Consider the following 18,732-nt stretch of genomic DNA (forward strand, 5'->3'; position numbering starts at 1 on the left):
CGTTGCATTGGGTGTTGCAATGTCATCATACGCACCGTGTTACTGTGAACTTGTGCGTGCGGAGATGCTTCTTCTTAGCTGCCGCGGCGAGGCCTGATAGCTGATTGAAAGCTGGGCCATCCTCGCCGCGGAGTTTCGGTGTGCCCGGCTAAGCTTTCACTTAGTTCTTAGAGAAAAGGCCACACGTCATGCGCAATGCACAAAAGCCCTCCGGTATGCCGATTCACCGCTACCTGCCGTTCCAGGACCAGATCACCGTTGAAGTCCCGGACCGCACGTGGCCGGACAAGGTCATTACCAAAGCTCCCCGCTGGTGCGCCGTCGACCTCCGGGACGGCAACCAGGCCCTGATCGATCCCATGAGCCCGGCCCGCAAGCTGAAGATGTTCCAGTTGCTGGTGAAGATGGGTTTCAAGGAGATTGAGGTCGGTTTCCCGTCGGCATCGCAAACAGACTTCGACTTTGTCCGGCAGCTGATCGAAGGCGGCCACATTCCGGACGACGTCACCATCCAGGTGTTGACCCAAGCCCGCGAGCACCTGATCGAGCGGACGTACGAGTCCCTGGTTGGTGCCAAGCAGGCGATCGTGCACCTCTACAACTCCACGTCCGTGCTGCAGCGCCGGGTGGTCTTCAACCAGGATGAGGACGGAATCCTGGACATCGCATTGCAGGGCGCGCGTCTGTGCAAGAAGTACGAAGAGACCCTCGCGGATACGCACATCACCTACGAGTACTCGCCCGAGTCCTTCACGGGAACCGAGCTCGAGTACGCAGCCCGCGTGTGCAACGCCATCGCAGACGTCTTCGAAGCTTCGGCGGACAAGCAAGTCATCATCAACCTGCCGGCCACGGTGGAGATGGCAACGCCGAATGTCTACGCCGATTCGATTGAGTGGATGCACCGGAACCTGCACCCGCGTGAGGGCATCATTATTTCGCTGCACCCGCACAACGACCGCGGCACCGGTGTTGCTGCTGCCGAACTGGGCTACCTGGCCGGTGCTGACCGGATTGAGGGTTGCTTGTTCGGCAACGGCGAGCGGACGGGCAATGTGGACCTGGTGACGCTGGGCCTGAACATGTTCGTCCAGGGGATCGACCCCATGATCGATTTCTCCGACATCGACGAGGTGCGCCGAACGGTCGAGTACTGCAACCAACTGCCGGTCCCGGAGCGCGCGCCCTACGGTGGCGACCTCGTCTTCACGGCTTTCTCTGGTTCGCACCAGGATGCCATCAAGAAGGGCTTCGAAGCCCTGGAGAAGGACGCCGCCACAGCAGGGGTTCCGGTCAAGGATTTCACGTGGCAGGTTCCGTACCTGCCGATCGATCCCAAGGACCTCGGCCGCAGCTACGAGGCCGTTATCCGCGTCAACTCCCAGTCCGGCAAGGGCGGCGTGGCCTACCTGCTGAAGAACGAGCACAACCTTGACCTGCCGCGCCGGGCGCAAATCGAGTTCTCGGGAGTGATCCAGCGCCGCACCGACGCCGTTGGCGGCGAAGTCAGTGGCGCCCAGCTGTGGCAGATTTTCCAGGATGAATACCTGCCCTCGGACGAAGAGCAGTCGCAGTGGGGCCGTTACTCGCTGGGCAGCGTCAGCACGGAGACGGACGAGTCGGGCGCCATGACCATGAACGCCTCCCTGCGCATTGACGGCGTCGAAGTACGGCGGACCGGGCACGGCAACGGGCCGATCGCCGCGTTCCTGGACATCCTGCACCATGACGGCGTGGACGTCCGCGTCCTGGACTACAGCGAACATGCACTGTCCGAAGGAGGCAGCGCCAGTGCCGCTGCCTACGTTGAGTGCGCAGTCGGCGAGCGGGTCCTGTGGGGGGTAGGGATCGACCCCAGCACCACCACGTCCTCGCTGAAGGCCCTGATCTCCGCAGTGAACCGGGCTGTCCGCGACGCCCAGGCCTAGGCGGTCCGTGGGGTGACGTGAAATACCGTCACCCCACGGCTTGGCGGTGCTCCAGGAAGCCGCCGCAATGCGAAGATTAGATGTGGCCAATCCATCCTCTTTCGCAGCCCGGTCCTACCGGGACGATGCTGTGGTGCTCCGTACCCACAAGCTCGGCGAGGCCGACCGGATCATCACGCTGCTCACCAAGCACCATGGGCAGGTCCGGGCAGTGGCCAAGGGCGTGCGCAGGACCAGCAGCCGATTCGGGGCCCGGCTTGAACCGTTCATGGTGGCCGACCTCCAGCTGGTGTCCGGCCGTACCCTGGACATCGTGACGCAAGCGGTGGCGAAGGGAGCCTACGGCAGCAGCATCGCTGCGGATTATGGCCGCTTCACCGTGGCCGCTGCCATGACCGAGACGGCAGAGAAGTTGACCGACGTCGACGCTGAATCAGGCACAGCCCAGTACAACCTGTTGGTGGGTGCCTTGGCAGCGCTGAGCCGTTCGGAACATCCGCCGGAACTCATCCTGGACTCCTACCTCCTGCGGGCCTTGGCCACGGGCGGCTGGGCGCCCAGTTTCACCGATTGTGCCCGTTGTGCAACCCCTGGTCCGCATACAGCTTTCGCCGCGCCCTTGGGTGGGATGGTCTGTGGCGACTGCCGTCCGCCAGGATCGCCGGCGCCTGCCCCTGAAACGGTGGTGCTTCTTGGTGCCCTGTTGACGGGGAACTGGGGTGTGGCCGACGGCTCCGACCCCAGGCACCGCAGGGAAGCGGCAGGCCTGGTGGCGGGCTATCTGCAATGGCATTTGGAACGCGCCGTGAAATCACTCAAACATGTGGAGCGAAGCTAGCAGTGGTACTAGGTAAGAAGAGCAAATCACCCGCCCGGACCGCGCCGGTCACCGCACCCTACGCCCACCCGTCGGGAGCAGTTCCACCGGAAATTCCCCAAGAGCTCATTCCGCAGCACGTGGCCATTGTCATGGATGGCAACGGTCGTTGGGCGAACCAGCGCGGGCTTCCCCGCATCGAGGGGCACAAGGCGGGAGAACCAGCCCTCCTCGACGTCATGGCAGGAGCAATCGAGCTCGGCATCAAATACGTCAGTGTCTATGCCTTTTCCACGGAAAACTGGCGGCGGTCGCCGGAAGAAGTCCGCTTCCTCATGGGATTTAACAAGGACGTGCTACGGCGCCAGCGGAACCAGCTCGACGAATGGGGAGTCCGGATCCGTTGGGCGGGGCGCAGGCCCAAGCTGTGGGGGTCGGTGATCCGCGAACTGGAAGAGGCGGAGGATTACACGCGGGGCAACGACACCTGCACATTGACCATGTGTGTTAATTACGGCGGCCGGGCAGAAATTGCCGACGCAGTATCCGCCATCGCCCAGGACGTGGCGGCGGGCGTCCTGAAGCCGGGCTCGGTGACTGAAGAGACTATCCAGAAGTACCTGGATGAGCCGGATCTTCCCGACGTTGATCTTTTCCTGCGCAGCTCCGGCGAACAGAGATTGTCAAACTTCCTGCTGTGGCAGTCGGCCTACGCGGAGTTCGTCTTCATGGACACACTGTGGCCCGATGTGGACAGGCGGACCCTCTGGGACGCTGTGGAAATCTATGCCAAGCGCGATCGCCGCTACGGTGGCGCCGTGGATGCAGCCCCCTCGGCCACGTAGCGCGGTCGTGCTGTTTCAATAGGGATAGGACGCCAACCACACAGCGACGTCACGGTACGCCTGCTGGCGGATGGTCCTGCGTGACAGGAAAACATCGTGGAGCGCGCCGGGGTAGCGGAACACCGCCGTGCGCCGGCCCAGGCCGAGGGCCCTTCTGGATGTTTCCTCCACATCGATCACGGCGTCGGCGCGCATGAGTTCGGCGGTCCATTCGGCTTGGATCCTCGTGCGCCCGGACAACAGAACCAGGACGGGGGCGTCGATGTTGAGTTTCCTCTCCACCGTACTGTGCCCGGCCAGAACGGCCTTGGTCCAGCCGGCCCTGATCGGGAACGATGCCCGGGGCCGCCACACTGGATCCAACAGCCACTCTCCGTGGGCATCGCTGCTGACACTTTCCCAGTAGGCGGGCATATCAGGGAACCGGAAGGGCCGCTTCGGGTCTGTGCGGGCGAACGGCTCAATCAGGTGCATGGCTATGCTGCGTACCAGGCTGCTGCCTTGGAGTTCCAACCAGGGGGAATTCAGCACGAGCGTCCCGATGCGGCCCGGATTGCGGTCCGCCCACAAGGCCGCGATCAGGCCGCCCAGGGAGTGGGCGATCATATGCACCGTTGGTGGAACAGGGTTGCCGGTCCTCGAGGCCACGTCCACTTCGATTTCGTCCAGCGCGGCAGCGATGTCGTTGTCGTAGATGGCGAGGTCCGAGGTGTACCCGGGCGTTTGACCCGGAAGCAGGCTCCGGCCGAACTTGCGGAGATCCAGAGCGTAAAAGTGGAATCCCGAGGCGGTGAGGTACTCGGCCAGTTCGGTTTGCAGAAAGTAATCGGCCCATCCGTGCAGGTAGAGGACCGCGCGTGGAGCCGCTGAAGGGTCGGGCGGGATGTGGCGGCGCTTGCGTCGCGCAAAGCCCTGGAAAAAGTCCAGGATGCCGTGCGGCAGGGGCGCGGCCGGCTCGGGGAGATACCGGACCAGGGTTGCTTTGACCTCGCCTTCCTCGTCCGTCCCCAGGGGCAGGTCGAGGCGTTGGTAGCCACCTCCGAGGATGTCCGGTTGCCAGGTGCCTACTGATTCTTCCGTGGTGGTCATGTATCGCCTTCCCCCTGGCTGACAGATGTGTTCTCCTCCATGAAACCGTGGATCCACCGTGCCAGCCGTGAGTACGCATCGGCGCGTACCTTCGGCGCGGAGAGGAAGACGTCATGGAGTCCGCCGTCCACCCGCTCCAACGTGACGCTCTGTCCAAGTGCCATGGCCCGCACGGCGATAATATCCACATCCAGGACGGCATCGGAGCGGCGCATGGATTCCTGCCACACCATGCCGTTGGCGCTGGCGGCAGACGTGAGGACCAGCACGGGAATCTCCAGCCCCAGCCCGCGCGCCACCCGTGTGTGTCCGTCGAGGACGGCCCGGAGCCATCCCGCCCGGACCGGAAAGGCCAGCGGTGGCCTGTATTGCTCATCAAGTGGCCATTCCCCTTCGGCCGTACTGCTGATGCTCCGGAAGTAGAAGCCCCGCTCCGGAAGCTTCAGCACCATTTCGGGGCGCAGCCGGGCCAGGGGATGGACCATGGCCTGCGCGGCCCGGCGCACCACCGAATTGCCGTGCATTTCCAGCCAAGGGCTGTTCAGGATCAAGTACTGGATTGCGCCGGGATGCCGGCTGGCCCACAGCGCGGCGATGAGGCCACCGGTCGAGTGGCCCATAAGCGCCACATTGTGCCCGTTCCGCGCCGGAGAGTCGTTGCGGATGACGTCCAGGGCCTGCTGGATCTCGGCATCGTAGTCGTTGAGGTCGGCAACGTAGCCGCCGGTGGTATCGGTACCCAGGCTCCGGCCGTGGTTGTGCATGTCCAAGGCATAGAACCCGTATCCCAGGCGGGCCCAGAACTGCGCCAGTTCAATATTGAAGAAGTAGTCACTCCACCCGTGCAGGAAAAGCACGGCCCCGCGACCCTCGACGGCAGCGTCGTGCCCGTTGCCGTCGTCGGGCATCCTATCCGGCCTGTGGCGCACCAAGGTGGCCCGCCGGCTCGCGCCGCCGGGTCCAGGGGCCTGGATGCTGCAGGACTGGAAGTCCGGGCCGAGGATGTCCGTTGACCACTCCATGGCTCCAGCTTAGACACTGGCTGCTGCTTCTCGACCGGCCGCCCTGCCGGTGAAGAGGCACCCACCCAGGAACGTTCCTTCAAGCGCCCTGTAACCATGGATGCCACCACCGCCGAATCCGGCAGCTTCTCCCACGGCGTACAACCCCGCGATGGGAGAACCGTCGCTGCCCAGGACCCGCGAACGCAGGTCTGTTTGCAAACCGCCAAGGCTTTTGCGGGTAACCACCGACAGCCGGATGGCAAGCAGCGGCCCATGGGCGGTGTCCGTGAGGCGGTGCGGGGGAGCCACCCTCATGAGGCGGTCCGTCGCGAAACGCCTGGCCGCACGAATCTGGGCCAGCTGGGGATCCTTTCCGAGCCCGCTGGAAACCTGGAGATCGCGGGAATGAATGAGCGCAGCCAAAGAGTCCGGGTCGATCAGTTCCGTACCGGCCAGCGCGTTCATGCGGGCGGCCAGTTCCCGGGGCGAGGTTCCCTGGACGAAATCCGCGCCCCGTTCCAGCAACCGTTCGATGGGCGTGTCGCCCCGCGGCTTGAGGCGGCCCAGCAACAACGGGATGTCCTTGCCGGTCAGGTCCGGGTTCTGCTCGGATCCGGAGAGGGCCAGTTCCTTCAGGGCGATGGTGCGGTTCAGGACGAACCAGGAGTACCCGTGTCCGGTTCGCACGATGTGGCGGAGCGCGCCCTGGGAGTCAAAGCCCGGAAACAAGGGGGCCGGCAGCTGCCTGCCCTCGGCGTCCAACCACAGCGACGAAGGCCCGGGCAGGATCCTGATTCCGTGCTTGGGCCACACGGGATCGTCGTTGTGGATGCCTTCCGGGTAGTGCCACATGCGGTCCCCGTTGACCAGCGACGCACCCGCGGTCTCCGCCACCGCCAGGAAGGCGCCATCAACGGAGGCGGGCACACCGCTGAGCATTTCCGGAGGCGCCAGGCCACCTGGCCATTGGCGGCGCACCGTCTCGTGGTTGCCGCCGATACCGCCGGTGGCTACCACCACGGCTCCTGCCGCCGCTTCGAAAGGCCCGACGACGGCACGCGAAGAAGCCTGGCCGCGCGCCGCCGTCGTCGGTTCCAAAACGTCGCCGCCAACACCGGTGACGGTGCCCGAGGCGACGGTCAGGGTTGTTGCGCGGTGCCGCAGGTGCAGCGAGATGCGTCGGGCGGCGACTCCCTCCCGCACCTTGGCGGCGAAGGGTTCGACGACGGCGGGACCGGTTCCCCAGGCGACGTGGAAGCGGGGAACAGTGTTTCCGTGGCCCTGGGGGCCGTAGCCGCCGCGTTCTGCCCACTGCACGAGCGGGAAGATGCCCACGCCCAGGTTCCTGAGCCACGAACGCTTTTCACCGGAGGCGAAGTCAACGTAGGCCTCGGCCCACCTTCGCGCATGGGCATCGTCGTCGCGATCGAATCCGGCAGAGGACAACCAGTCCTGGAGGGCCAGTTCTGCACTGTCCCTGACGCCCAGGCGCCGCTGTTCAGGGGTGTCCACCATGAACAAGCCACCGAACGACCAGTGTGCCTGGCCACCGAGCGATGCGGATCCTTCCTGGTCCAGGATGGCCACGGACTTGCCCGCTGCATAGGCCGTGGCGGCAGCAACCAGGCCCGAAAGGCCGGCCCCGACCACCAGCACATCTGCGTTGATGCGGTTTCCATGATGTCCGTCACGATCCTGAAGCGGCATGGGTACATGCTAGCCCCAGGCAGGTCACGGGTTTGGTGAGTCGTGCGGAAACCGGAAAACTAGGATCATGCGTGTTTACCCCACCTTCTTCAAGCTTGCCTTTTCCTGGATGGATGCCGAGAAGGCACACAAGATCGGTTTCCAGGCCATCCGGGCAGCCCACCGCACTGGTGCCGGCCGGATCCTGGCCAGGATCACCGCCCCCGATGCATCGCTGCGCACCGAGGCGCTGGGCTTGACCTTCCCCTCTCCGTTCGGCCTGGCCGCGGGATTCGACAAGGAGGGCCATGGTATCGAGGCGCTCTCCGAACTTGGTTTCGGACACGTCGAGGTGGGCACCATTACGGGGCAGGCCCAGCCCGGAAACGACAAGCCGCGGCTGTTCCGCTTGGTTGAGGACCGCGCGGTCATCAACCGCATGGGCTTCAACAACGACGGCGCCGCAGCAGTGGCTCCCCGGCTGAAGTCCGCGAGGGCCGCCCTGCAGCGTGCCCATGCGGGCGTGCGGCCGGTGATTGGCGTCAACATTGGCAAGACCAAAGTGGTGGAACTCGATGCTGCCACAGAGGACTACCTGGTCAGCGCACGCGGGCTGGCCCCGGCAGCCGACTACCTGGTGGTCAACGTCAGCTCTCCCAATACGCCGGGGCTGCGGCTGCTCCAGAACGTCGAAACACTGCGCCCCCTGCTGCGGGCCGTCGGTGACGCGGCTGACGAATCCGCGGGGCGCCACGTTCCGCTGCTGGTCAAGATCGCTCCTGACCTCAGCAACGACGACATCGACGACGTCGCCCGGCTGGCGTTGGACCTTAAGCTGGACGGCATCATCGCCACGAACACCACCATCGGCCGCGAAGGCCTCGTCAGCGATGCCGCCAAGGTGGAATCGCTCGGCGCCGGGGGGCTGTCCGGTGCACCGCTGAAGCAGCGTTCCCTGGAGGTGCTGCGCCGCCTCAAGGAAGCGGTGGGGGACCAGTTGGTGCTGATCGCCGTTGGCGGGGTGGAAACAGCACACGACGTCCAGGAACGGCTGGATGCCGGCGCCACGCTGGTACAGGGGTACACGGCATTCCTTTACGAGGGTCCCTTCTGGGCATCACGCATCAACAAGGGACTTGCCAGGATCCGGAAGCGCGCTGTTTAGGGGATAGGCCCAGGCAGGCACGAAGGCCCCGGACCGGGGTGGTCCGGGGCCTTCACTTTAAGGTTGGTGTGCTCTTAGGACGGGTACTGGCCGCGCTTGACCAGAGGCTTGGGGAGGCGGAGTTTGCGGAACTGGAGGGCGCGCATGCAGCCATACCAGACGGTGCCGCGTTCAACCTCGCCGAACTTGGCAGTAAGCCGCTTGCGGAGCTGGCGGGAGAGGATGAAGACATCCACGAAGACTGCCAGGAACATGATCCAGAAACCGATAAGCACGTACGTGATCTGGGCGCTGTTGGACGGAATGATGAACGACACCACCACGAACAGGAGCGCGCCGAACATCAGGTACTCGCCGAGGGTGAACCGGGCATCGACGTAGTCGCGGGCAAAGCGCTTCTGCGGACCCTTGTCCCTGAGGGGAAGATACTTTTCCTCGCCGGTGTCCAGGGCCTGCCGCATCTTCTGCCGCTGGTCCTGGATGGCCACCCGCTCTGCCTCCTTGGAGGCTTTGCGGTCCGTCGGCACCAGGGGGCGCTTACGTGCCGCTTCCTGGGCCTTTCGTTTGGGCGTGGGTGCGCCCTTCCCAATAACGGGGTCCTGGGCGGCGGCGTGGGCCTGGTCAACTACTGATTGAGCGCTTGGCTCTTCCTTTTTGCGTCCGAACACCACTACAGAATACAGCGCGGGCTGGTGGCGCACGTTACGTACGGGGCTGGAGCGAAGGTGGGGGGGCCGTGCCTCACCAAGCGGGGAGCTACCCGGCGGTAAGGTGTGGGGCATGACTTCAGCACATGCGGGGAACCCGCAGAACACGCCAGGGAACTCCGACACCACCCCGGTCGCGGGCCAATCCGTGGACGGTGTGGACACCGCCGCACTCAACGCAGCCGTCAACGAGCATTTCGACGGGACGGTCTCAGCCCTCAAGGACCTGGTGGCCATCCCGGGTATCGCGTGGGCCAGCTTCGACCCTGCGGAACTTGACCGCAGCGCCGAAGCCGTCGCGGCACTGGTGCGCGAATCGGGCATGGAGGACGTCCGGATCCTGCGGGCCGCAAAAGCCGACGGAACGCCCGGTGGGCCGGCTGTCGTCGCCCACCGGCCCGCGCGCGACGGAAAGCCCACCATCCTGCTGTACGCCCACCACGACGTCCAGCCTCCGGGTGAACGTTCGCTCTGGACATCAGAGCCGTTCGTGGCGGAGGAGCGCGGGGGCCGCCTCTATGGGCGGGGTGCTGCCGATGACAAAGCAGGCATCATGGCCCACCTTGCGGCCTACAGGGCCGCCCTGAAAGTCCTGGGCCAGGACTTTGGCCTTGGCGTCACCTTCTTCTTCGAAGGTGAAGAGGAAGCAGGCTCGCCAACGTTCCGGACCTTCCTCGAGGAACACAAAGAGCTCCTGCGCTCCGATGTGATCGTGGTGGCTGATTCCAGTAACTGGAAAGTGGGCATTCCTGCCCTCACCACCAGCCTTCGTGGACTCGTCGACGGCACGTTTGAAGTGCGGGTCCTGGAGCACGCCGTCCATTCGGGAATGTTTGGCGGGCCGGTGCTGGATGCGCCCACCCTGCTCTCCCGCCTGATCGCAACCCTCCACGATGAGCACGGCAATGTGGCCGTCGAGGGTTTGGTGGCGCGTGACGAGGTTGCAGTCGACCTTGCCGAAGCCGATTACCGGGCCGATGCGTCAGTGCTCGACGGCGTGCAGCTGGCCGGCAGCGGCACTATCGCCTCGCGTCTGTGGACCAAGCCGGCACTGTCCATCATCGGCATCGACGCGCCGGCGGTGGCCGTTGCCTCCAACACGCTGATTCCAGCAGCCCGGGCAAAATTCAGCATGCGCCTGGCGCCCGGGCAGGATCCGGAAGCAGCCATGGACGCCCTGGAGCGGCACGTCCACGCCCACGCGCCGTTCGGTGCAAAGGTCACCTTCACCCCGGGGGAGCGGGGCAATGCATTCTCGACGGACACCAGTTCCGAAACAGCGCAGGTGGCGTTGTGGGCGCTTGGCCAGGCCTGGGGAGTGGAGCCCGTCGAAATGGGCATAGGGGGTTCCATCCCGTTCATCGCCGACTTGATGGAGGTCTACCCCGAGGTCCAGATCCTGGTCACCGGCGTGGAGGATCCGGACAGCCGGGCACACAGCGCCAACGAATCACTGCACCTTGAGGACTTCCGGCACGCCGTATTGGCCGAGGCGCTGATGCTGGCCAGGTTGAACGGGAACAAGTAACTGCGGGCCGTGGTTACGTCAGGAGTTATAGCTCAGCGCCTGCGCGACGTAGCATGGAGCTATAACCCGTACGTAATTGGGTAAGGGCAGGCAGCGTCCCCGGCGCCGCCGCCAAGCGCGTTATAAGAAGGTAGGCCAATGAGCACTGCAACCAACGAAAACAGCACTGGAGCACAGCTCGCCGAGAGCGAAGAGCTTCCCACGCACGAGGTCAACCTGACCGACGTCGCAGCAGGCAAGGTCCGCAGCCTCCTGGAACAGGAAGGGCGTACTGACCTGCGCCTGCGCGTTGCAGTCCAGCCGGGCGGTTGCTCGGGCCTGATCTACCAGCTCTACTTCGATGAGCGCCTGCTCGACGGCGACGCCGTCCGGGACTACGACGGCGTCGAGGTTGTCGTGGACAAAATGAGCGTCCCTTACCTCAGCGGTGCGAGCATCGACTTCGAGGACACCATCTCGAAGCAGGGCTTCACCATTGACAACCCGAACGCCGGCGGCTCGTGCGCTTGCGGCGACTCGTTCCACTGACGTGAGCCATCGCCGCATGTCGGCGCCGTCCCGGACGTGTTTTATCGCGTTCGGAGCCACGGCGCCGACATGTGCGCGAAAACCGCTTCATAGCGGTAAGCTCTACATCGGGTAGTAAAACTTTTAGTGTGCCCGGTGGGCCTTTGGCCTGCCGGGCGACAGCAACAAGAGGAAGGGCCGTCTGTGAGTTCGCAGAACCGAACCGGCAGCCGACGCATAAAGATCACCTCGATCACTGGCTTGGCACTAGCCGGCGCGTTGGTTTTGACCGGATGTTCACCAGAGGTAGAGAAGGGTTGGCTGCCTACAGAGCGCGGCACCACCAACCACACTGACCGGATCATGGACCTCTGGGTCAACTCATGGATCGCCGCCTTGGCAGTCGGTATCATCACGTGGGGCCTGCTGGTCTGGTGCATCATTGCCTACCGCCGCCGCAAGGGCACCACCGGTTTCCCGAAGCAGCTCAGCTACAACCTGCCGCTCGAGGTCTTCTACTTGACCATCCCGCTGTTCATGGTGCTGGTGTTCTTCTACTTCACCGACCAGGACCAGCGCGCGATCGATGACCGTTCGCAGCCCGCAGACGTCGTCGTTGACGTCCGTGGCAAGCAGTGGGCTTGGGACTTCAACTACAAGCAGGGCCAGGTTATTTCCGAGGACCTCCACGAGGCCGGCGTCCAGGCCCACCTGACGGGCAACGAGGTCAACAAGGATCTCCTCCCCACCCTGTACTTGCCGGTCAACAAGTCGGTTGACCTGGAGCTCAACTCCCGCGATGTCATCCACTCCTTCTGGGTTCCCGCCTTCCTGCAGAAGCGCGACATGATCCCCGGCAAGACCAACTACATCCGTTTCACCCCCACCAAGGAAGGCACCTTCGACGGTAAGTGTGCTGAACTTTGCGGTGAATACCACTCCGAAATGCTCTTCCGCGTCAAGGTTGTCTCCGAGTCCGAATTCCAGGCTCACATGGACCAGCTTCGCCAAGAGGGCAACACGGGCCTGCTCGGTGCGGAATACGACCGCAACCCGAACCTGAACGAAAAGTAAGGGGAGCGACGTGGCTACTTACACTCAATCCGCCGGGACCCTAGAGGCTCCCGTAGTTCCTAAATCCAAGGGACGCATCGTCGTCAACTGGATCACCTCCACGGACCACAAGACCATCGGGTACATGTACCTCATAGCGTCGTTCGTGTTCTTCTGCCTCGGCGGCGTCATGGCGCTGCTCATCCGTGCTGAACTGTTCGAACCCGGCATGCAGATCCTGCAGACCAAGGAACAGTACAACCAGATGTTCACCATGCATGGCACGGTCATGCTCCTCATGTTCGCGACGCCGCTGTTCGCCGGCTTCGCCAACGTGATCATGCCGCTCCAGATCGGTGCACCGGACGTCGCGTTCCCGCGTCTGAACGCGTTGGCCTTCTGGTTCTTCCTGTTCGGTTCCACCATCGCCGTCTCCGGCTTCATCACCCCCCAGGGTGCTGCGTCCTTCGGTTGGTTCGCCTACGCTCCGTTGTCCAACACGACATTCAGTCCGGGTGTTGGTGGTGACTTGTGGGTCTTCGGCCTCGCGCTGTCAGGTTTCGGAACCATCCTCGGTGCCGTCAACTTCATCACCACCATCATCTGCATGCGTGCTCCCGGCATGACCATGTGGCGTATGCCGATCTTCACCTGGAACACGCTGGTTACGGCCATCCTGGTGCTGATGGCCTTCCCGCCGCTCGCTGCTGCGCTCTTTGCACTCGGTGCCGACCGCCGCTTCGGCGCGCACATCTTCGATCCCGAAAACGGTGGCGCGGTCCTGTGGCAGCACCTGTTCTGGTTCTTTGGCCACCCCGAGGTGTACATCATCGCGCTGCCGTTCTTCGGCATCGTCTCTGAGATCTTCCCGGTCTTCAGCCGCAAGCCGATCTTCGGTTACAAGGGCCTCGTCTACGCAACCATCGCCATTGCGGCCCTGTCCGTCACGGTATGGGCGCACCACATGTACGTAACCGGTTCCGTGCTGCTGCCGTTCTTCGCCTTCATGACCATGCTTATCGCGGTCCCTACCGGCGTGAAGTTCTTCAACTGGATCGGAACGCTGTGGCAGGGGTCCATCACCTTCGAGACCCCCATGCTGTGGAGCATCGGCTTCCTGGTGACCTTCCTCTTCGGTGGCCTCACCGGCATCATCCTGGCTTCGCCGCCGCTGGACTTCCACGTCTCCGACTCCTACTTCGTGGTGGCACACTTCCACTACGTGGTGTTCGGTACCGTCGTCTTCGCAATGTTCGCCGGCTTCTACTTCTGGTGGCCCAAGTGGACAGGCAAGATGCTCAACGAGCGCCTCGGCAAGATCCACTTCTGGCTGCTGTTCCTTGGCTTCCACGGAACGTTCCTGATCCAGCACTGGCTCGGTGTTGAAGGTATGCCCCGCCGTTACGCCGACTACATGCCGCAGGACAACTTCACCTGGATGAACCAGTTCTCCACGATTTCCTCCTTCGTCCTGGGTGCGTCCCTGCTGCCGTTCTTCTGGAACGTGTACATCACCTGGCGCAGCAACAAGAAGGTTGAAGTTGACGATCCCTGGGGCTTCGGTGCCTCGCTTGAGTGGGCAACGTCCTGCCCGCCGCCGCGTCACAACTTCACCTCCCTGCCCCGGATCCGTTCGGAGCGTCCGGCCCTGGACCTTCACCACCCCGAGCTTGCACAGGTCCACACCGCAGAAGCCCCCTCGCCCGCAGCTGCCGTTCTCGGCAACGCAGACCAGAAGGACGTCCGCAAGTGAAAATCGAATCCTGGCTTTTCGGTGCCGGAGTCTTCTTCTTCGTCCCCGTGACCATCGTCTACGGCATCCTGACCGGATGGACTGAATGGGTTGGCGTGCTCGGCATCCTGCTCGTGGGTGGCCTGGCGGGCATGATTGGTGCCTACCTTGGCTTCACCGGCCGGCGTGTCGGCATGCGTCCCGAAGACCGCCCCGACGCGGAAATCCACGAGGGTGCCGGCGAGCAGGGTCACTTCAGCCCCTGGAGCTGGTGGCCCCTGGTTCTGGGCCTTGCCTGCGCAGGCGGCTTCCTGGGCCTGGCAATTGGCTTCTGGGTCACGTTCGTTGCTGCTGGTCTTGCCGTCGTCGCACTCGTCGGCTGGGTCTTCGAGTACAGCCGCGGCGACCACGCCCACTAAGCAACACAGTCATTACGACGTCGGCCCCCACCTTATGGTGGGGGCCGACGTCGTTTTTCATGTTTGTGCAGGTGCCGCCCCGCTGATTCTCACCGGCACTTGGCGGCCGCTCAGTGGGCCTCCGAAGCCTCAAGAATGGCGGAGAGTGCTGAGAGTGCATCTGCGGCTTGCAACGCCGTCTGCGGGCCTTCAGGGGTGTCTTGGGTGACTTCCAGGACAACCTCGCAGCCGTGGGCGAAGTCTTCGGTCATGACTTCCAGAAGGGACCTGGCATCCACCGGCTGGCCATCGATCTTTCGGATGGTGACGGGAAGGCCCGTCTCCGTGACGGCGCGGACAAAAACGGCCGCCGCCCGGGCGTGAAGCCCGATTTCGGCGGCGACAAAGGATTTCAGCTGCGGCAAGCCAGCTCCTAGCGTTGGGCGATAGACCCGTTGGGGTAGGGGATCAATTCAAGCCTAGCTGCCGTAATTCCCTTTGCCGATATTGCGACCGTTACTGGTCTAGACCTCCACACGACTGACTTACCCTTGTTGTATGAGCCAAACATCGGTTGGGAGACGTTGTGCCTGAAGCAGCGAACATCGCCGGCGAGATTGACCGCACCAGCAGTACGCCTATTTACATTCAGCTCAGGGAGATCCTCCGGGCCTTCATTGGGCAGTCCTGCCCACCGGGTTCTTCCTTGCCCTCGGAGCGGGATCTGTCGCTGCGCTTCGGCCTCGCCAGGATGACCGTGCGCCAAGCCATCGACGCCTTGGTGGGCGAGGAAGTGCTGGAACGGGTTGTGGGTTTGGGGACCTTCGTCAAGAAGCCCAAACTGGACCTCCAGGTGAAGCTGACGTCCTACAGCGAGGAAATGCAGCGCCGTGGCATGGTACCGGCTGCGAAGGTGCTCAGCTTTGAGCAAATCGCGGCCAGCGCCTTCCTGGCGAGGGAACTGCAACTGGAGGAGGGCACACCCCTGGTGCGCTTCCGCCGGTTGCTCCTCGCCGACAATGAGCCCATGAGCGTGGACGAGAACTTCATCCCCGCACACCGTGTCCCCGGGCTGTTGGACGATGCACCACCCACGTCTCTCTACAACGTCCTCAGTGAGCGCTTCGGCTTGGTGATGGAGTGGGGCGAGGACATGATCGAAGCGACGGCGGCCTCACCATCCACGGCACGGCTCTTGAACGTGGACGTCGGCTCGCCGCTGTTGAAAATCCAGCGCCACGCCTTCGTGGCCCGTGCCATGGTGGACTACTCGGTCTCCTACTATCGTGCTGACAGGTACAAGCTGTGGATACCCCTGCAGAGGCCCGGTGTGCGGCCTACCAGGAACTATTCGTCGGGCTACAGGACGCAGTAGCAGCATCACTTGCTCCGGCACGCAGGGCAGCGGCCGGATATGCAGAAAGGGCGGGTCCGATCCTTGGGGATCGGACCCGCCCTTTCAGCGGTTTCAGCTAGTGGCTGAGGCTCTTCTGGTCGGAACCAGCTTCAATGGCCTCGTGGTGGCCATGAGCATGTGCGGCCTCGAGTTCGGCAGGTGTCGCCGGGGCAACCCTGTCCTCGAAGAACCACTTGGAGAGAGCAGCGCGACGCTTTTCCTTGCGGGTGACCACGCCGTGCTCGTTCGGTTCTGCAGGCAGCGGAGCCGGTGACTCGAATCCAACGAGCTTGTAGCGCTTGTACTCGTCAAGCGGTGCATGGACCTCAATGAACTCACCATGGGGGAGTCGCACGATGCGACCGGTTTCGCGGCCGTGGAGTGCGATTTCGCGGTCCTTGCGCTGCAAGGCGAGGGCGATGCGCTTGGTGACGATGAACGCGATGACCGGACCCACGAAGAACAGCGCACGCAGCCAATATGTGACGTCGTTCAGCGAAACGTGGAAGTGCGTCGCGATGAGGTCGGATCCGGCAGCTGCCCACATGACGCAGTACCAGGTGAAGCCGGCGACGCCGATGGCCGTACGCGTCGGAGCGTTGCGGGGACGGTCGAGAACGTGGTGCTCACGGTTGTCCTTGGTGATCCAACGCTCGATCCACGGGTACATGAACAGCACCGTGAAGATAATGCCCGCCGGGACCAGTGCCGGCAGAAGCACGTTCAGCGTCAGCGTGTGCCCGAAGATGATGTACTCGAAGTGGAAACCATTCACAACACCAGGCATCAAGCGCAGGGCGCCGTCAACGAACCCGATGTACCAGTCAGGCTGGGTACCAGCCGAAACCGGGGAGGGGTCGTAGGGGCCGTAGTTCCAGATCGGGTTGATGGTGAAAGCGGCTGCCATGAGAGCCAGGACACCGAAGACGATGAAGAAGAAGCCGCCGGCCTTGGCTGCGTAGACAGGACCGAGGGGGTAGCCAACAACGTTGCCGTCGTTACGGCCCGGGCCCGGGTACTGGGTGTGCTTGTGGACCACAACCATGAACAAGTGCACGACGATCATCAGGAGGATCAGGGCAGGCACGAGCAGGATGTGCAGGACGTACAGGCGGCCGATGATGGCCGTACCCGGGAACTCGCCGCCGAAGAGGAAGAACGAGATGTACGTGCCGATGACCGGGATGGACTTGATCACGCCGTCGATGATGCGCAGGCCGTTGCCGGACAGCAGGTCATCGGGGAGGGAATAGCCGGTGAAGCCTGCGGCCATCGCCAGGATGAGCAGGACGCCACCAACAACCCAGTTCATTTCACGCGGCTTACGGAATGCACCCGTGAAGAAGACGCGCAGCATGTGGACACCGAGGGAGGCCACGAACAGCAGGGCCGCCCAGTGGTGTACCTGGCGCATGAAGAGGCCGCCGCGAACGTCGAAGGAGATGTTCAGCGACGAGTTGTAGGCCACGGACATTTCGACGTTGTACAACGGCGTGTACGAACCCTGGTAGTGCGTTTCCGCCATGGAGGGATCGAAGAAGAACGTCAGGAACGTTCCGGACATCAGCAGGATGACGAAGGAATACAGCGCCACCTCACCGAACATGAATGACCAGTGGTCGGGAAAGACCTTGCGACCGAATTCGCGCAGGATACCGGAGCCACCTACACGCTCGTCCACGAAGTCAGTAAAACGGCCAACCTTGGTCTTCGCTACGAAGGGGGCTTCAGCTGTTGATGAGGCGCTCATGCTCGTCACGCTCCCAGTAACTCGGTCCTACAGGTTCTTTGAAGTCGCTGGTGGCGACGAGGTAGCCTTCTGCGTCGACTGCGATGGGCAGCTGGGGAAGCGGACGGCTGGCCGGTCCAAAGATGACCTTGCATTCCTGCGTCAGGTCGAACGTGGACTGGTGGCAGGGGCACAGGAGGTGGTGGGTCTGCTGCTCGTAGAGAGCAACGGGGCAACCAACGTGCGTGCAGATCTTGGAGTAGGCAACAATGCCGTTGTAGCTCCAGTTTTCGCGGCCCTCGGACGGGTGCAACGAGTTCGGGTCGAGGCGCATGAGCAAAACGACGGCCTTGGCCTTCTCGTTGAGCTTGCCCTCGTGAAGTTCGTTGAGGCCTTCGGGAATGACGTGGAAGGCAGAACCGATGGTGACGTCCGATGCCTTGATGGGGGTGCCATCGGGGTCGCGGGTGAGGCGCTTGAGCTTGCCATCCTGCGGAGCCCACATGGTGTGCGCCAGCTTGTCATCCGGACGGGGACCGAGGTCGCCGAAGATCGCCAGCGCGGGCAGGGGTGCCAGTGCCACAGCTCCAAGGAGCGTGTTCCGGATCAGCGGGCGGCGCTTGATGCCGGTCTCTTCGACGATGTCATCCACGATGCGGACGGCCGCCTGGCGGTCTTCCTCCGTGCGGATGGCGTGGCGCTCTTCCGATACTTCGTGGTCCGGCATGAGTGCCTTGGCCCAGTGGACGATACCGGTGCCGATACCGAGCATGGCAAAGGCGGTGCCCAGGCCGAGCAGCAGGTTCTGCGTGCGGATCGTCGCAATCGTGGAGTCTTCGCCCAGATCGATGGCGAAGTACGCCACCAGGAACACCAGGGTGCCGATGACGGAAATGCCAAACAGAATGGCTACCTGACGCTCGGCGCGCTTTGCGGCTACCGGGTCCGTGTCAGCCAGGCGCAAACGATGCGGAGGAAGACCAGGATCCTGGAACTTCTCCACCTCATTCTGACCAGCCGTAGCTACGGTGCCCGAGTGGTTCGGACTGCCGTCACTATGGTTGCCCATAATTCGCCTCATCCTTCTCTCGTTGTCCCGGCCTGCGCCGGGTTTGTTTTCAGTTCAAAACTGCTGTCAGTGCAGCAGA

General features: G+C 63.4%; 17 protein-coding genes. 10 read left to right on the forward strand and 7 right to left on the reverse strand.

The window, feature by feature from the left end; all coding sequences use genetic code 11:
- The first annotated feature begins 188 nt into the window (after positions 1-188).
- The 3 genes from leuA (at position 189) to ACIPY3_RS07590 (ending at position 3,590) form a co-directional block, all read left to right on the forward strand.
- Complete coding sequence (leuA, locus tag ACIPY3_RS07580; protein WP_400332083.1) at positions 189-1,928, forward strand: 2-isopropylmalate synthase; 1,740 nt, start codon at positions 189-191, stop codon at positions 1,926-1,928.
- Between the two features lie 67 nt (positions 1,929-1,995).
- Positions 1,996-2,766 carry a DNA repair protein RecO gene (gene recO, locus ACIPY3_RS07585; protein ID WP_400332085.1) on the forward strand — a complete coding sequence of 257 codons (771 nt, stop codon included), beginning with the start codon at positions 1,996-1,998 and terminating at the stop codon, positions 2,764-2,766.
- A 2-nt stretch (positions 2,767-2,768) separates the two neighbouring features.
- A complete protein-coding gene (locus ACIPY3_RS07590; RefSeq protein ID WP_400332088.1) occupies positions 2,769-3,590 on the forward strand; it encodes an isoprenyl transferase in 822 nt (273 codons plus the stop codon).
- Between the two features lie 15 nt (positions 3,591-3,605).
- On the opposite strand, the gene ACIPY3_RS07595 is transcribed toward ACIPY3_RS07590, so the two are convergent.
- Genes ACIPY3_RS07595 through ACIPY3_RS07605 form a run of 3 tightly spaced genes read right to left on the reverse strand, consistent with a single transcriptional unit; the run spans position 3,606 to position 7,390 of the window.
- Positions 3,606-4,679, reverse strand: coding sequence for an alpha/beta hydrolase (locus ACIPY3_RS07595; RefSeq protein WP_400332091.1), 1,074 nt, complete (start codon positions 4,677-4,679; stop codon positions 3,606-3,608).
- Complete coding sequence (locus ACIPY3_RS07600) at positions 4,676-5,701, reverse strand: alpha/beta hydrolase (protein ID WP_400332094.1); 1,026 nt, start codon at positions 5,699-5,701, stop codon at positions 4,676-4,678. Before ACIPY3_RS07600 ends, ACIPY3_RS07595 begins: the two co-directional genes overlap by 4 nt.
- Positions 5,702-5,710: 9 nt before the next feature.
- Positions 5,711-7,390 (reverse strand): FAD-binding dehydrogenase, encoded by a 1,680-nt coding sequence (locus tag ACIPY3_RS07605; RefSeq protein ID WP_400332097.1) that lies wholly within the window; start codon positions 7,388-7,390, stop codon positions 5,711-5,713.
- Positions 7,391-7,457: 67 nt separating this feature from the next.
- On the opposite strand from ACIPY3_RS07605, the gene ACIPY3_RS07610 reads away from it, so the two are divergent.
- Entirely contained in the window at positions 7,458-8,534 is a 1,077-nt protein-coding gene (locus tag ACIPY3_RS07610) for a quinone-dependent dihydroorotate dehydrogenase (RefSeq protein ID WP_400332100.1), read from the forward strand.
- A gap of 74 nt (positions 8,535-8,608) precedes the next feature.
- On the opposite strand, the gene ACIPY3_RS07615 is transcribed toward ACIPY3_RS07610, so the two are convergent.
- On the reverse strand, positions 8,609-9,202 hold the full coding sequence (locus ACIPY3_RS07615; protein WP_397321692.1) for a DUF3043 domain-containing protein: 594 nt from the start codon (positions 9,200-9,202) through the stop codon (positions 8,609-8,611).
- Positions 9,203-9,314: 112 nt separating this feature from the next.
- Here ACIPY3_RS07615 and ACIPY3_RS07620 point away from each other — a divergent pair, with 112 nt between their 5' ends.
- From ACIPY3_RS07620 to ACIPY3_RS07640, 5 genes are all read left to right on the forward strand, one after another.
- Positions 9,315-10,769: a dipeptidase gene (locus tag ACIPY3_RS07620; protein WP_400332103.1), complete on the forward strand. Its 1,455-nt coding sequence runs from the start codon at positions 9,315-9,317 to the stop codon at positions 10,767-10,769.
- Between the two features lie 138 nt (positions 10,770-10,907).
- On the forward strand, positions 10,908-11,297 hold the full coding sequence (locus ACIPY3_RS07625; protein ID WP_387437248.1) for a HesB/IscA family protein: 390 nt from the start codon (positions 10,908-10,910) through the stop codon (positions 11,295-11,297).
- A gap of 183 nt (positions 11,298-11,480) precedes the next feature.
- Entirely contained in the window at positions 11,481-12,350 is an 870-nt protein-coding gene (gene coxB, locus ACIPY3_RS07630; protein WP_397321694.1) for a cytochrome c oxidase subunit II, read from the forward strand.
- 10 nt (positions 12,351-12,360) lie between these two features.
- Positions 12,361-14,082 carry a cytochrome c oxidase subunit I gene (gene ctaD, locus ACIPY3_RS07635; RefSeq protein ID WP_387437250.1) on the forward strand — a complete coding sequence of 574 codons (1,722 nt, stop codon included), beginning with the start codon at positions 12,361-12,363 and terminating at the stop codon, positions 14,080-14,082.
- Positions 14,079-14,480 (forward strand): cytochrome c oxidase subunit 4, encoded by a 402-nt coding sequence (locus ACIPY3_RS07640; RefSeq protein ID WP_400332106.1) that lies wholly within the window; start codon positions 14,079-14,081, stop codon positions 14,478-14,480. Before ctaD ends, ACIPY3_RS07640 begins: the two co-directional genes overlap by 4 nt.
- A gap of 110 nt (positions 14,481-14,590) precedes the next feature.
- Here ACIPY3_RS07640 and ACIPY3_RS07645 read toward each other — a convergent pair whose 3' ends face one another.
- Positions 14,591-14,884: an HPr family phosphocarrier protein gene (locus ACIPY3_RS07645; RefSeq protein WP_400332109.1), complete on the reverse strand. Its 294-nt coding sequence runs from the start codon at positions 14,882-14,884 to the stop codon at positions 14,591-14,593.
- Positions 14,885-15,045: 161 nt separating this feature from the next.
- Between ACIPY3_RS07645 and ACIPY3_RS07650 the strand changes: the two genes are divergently transcribed.
- Complete coding sequence (locus tag ACIPY3_RS07650) at positions 15,046-15,834, forward strand: GntR family transcriptional regulator (protein ID WP_397321697.1); 789 nt, start codon at positions 15,046-15,048, stop codon at positions 15,832-15,834.
- 97 nt (positions 15,835-15,931) lie between these two features.
- On the opposite strand, the gene ACIPY3_RS07655 is transcribed toward ACIPY3_RS07650, so the two are convergent.
- Entirely contained in the window at positions 15,932-17,605 is a 1,674-nt protein-coding gene (locus tag ACIPY3_RS07655; RefSeq protein ID WP_400332112.1) for a cytochrome bc complex cytochrome b subunit, read from the reverse strand.
- Positions 17,583-18,653, reverse strand: a complete 1,071-nt coding sequence (locus ACIPY3_RS07660) for a Rieske 2Fe-2S domain-containing protein (protein WP_397321699.1) — start codon at positions 18,651-18,653, stop codon at positions 17,583-17,585. The genes ACIPY3_RS07655 and ACIPY3_RS07660 overlap by 23 nt, the downstream gene beginning before the upstream one ends.
- Positions 18,654-18,732 lie beyond the last annotated feature (79 nt).

Origin of the sequence: Paenarthrobacter sp. NPDC089714, assembly GCF_044748905.1 — a bacterium.
Taxonomy (GTDB): Bacteria; Actinomycetota; Actinomycetes; order Actinomycetales; family Micrococcaceae; genus Arthrobacter.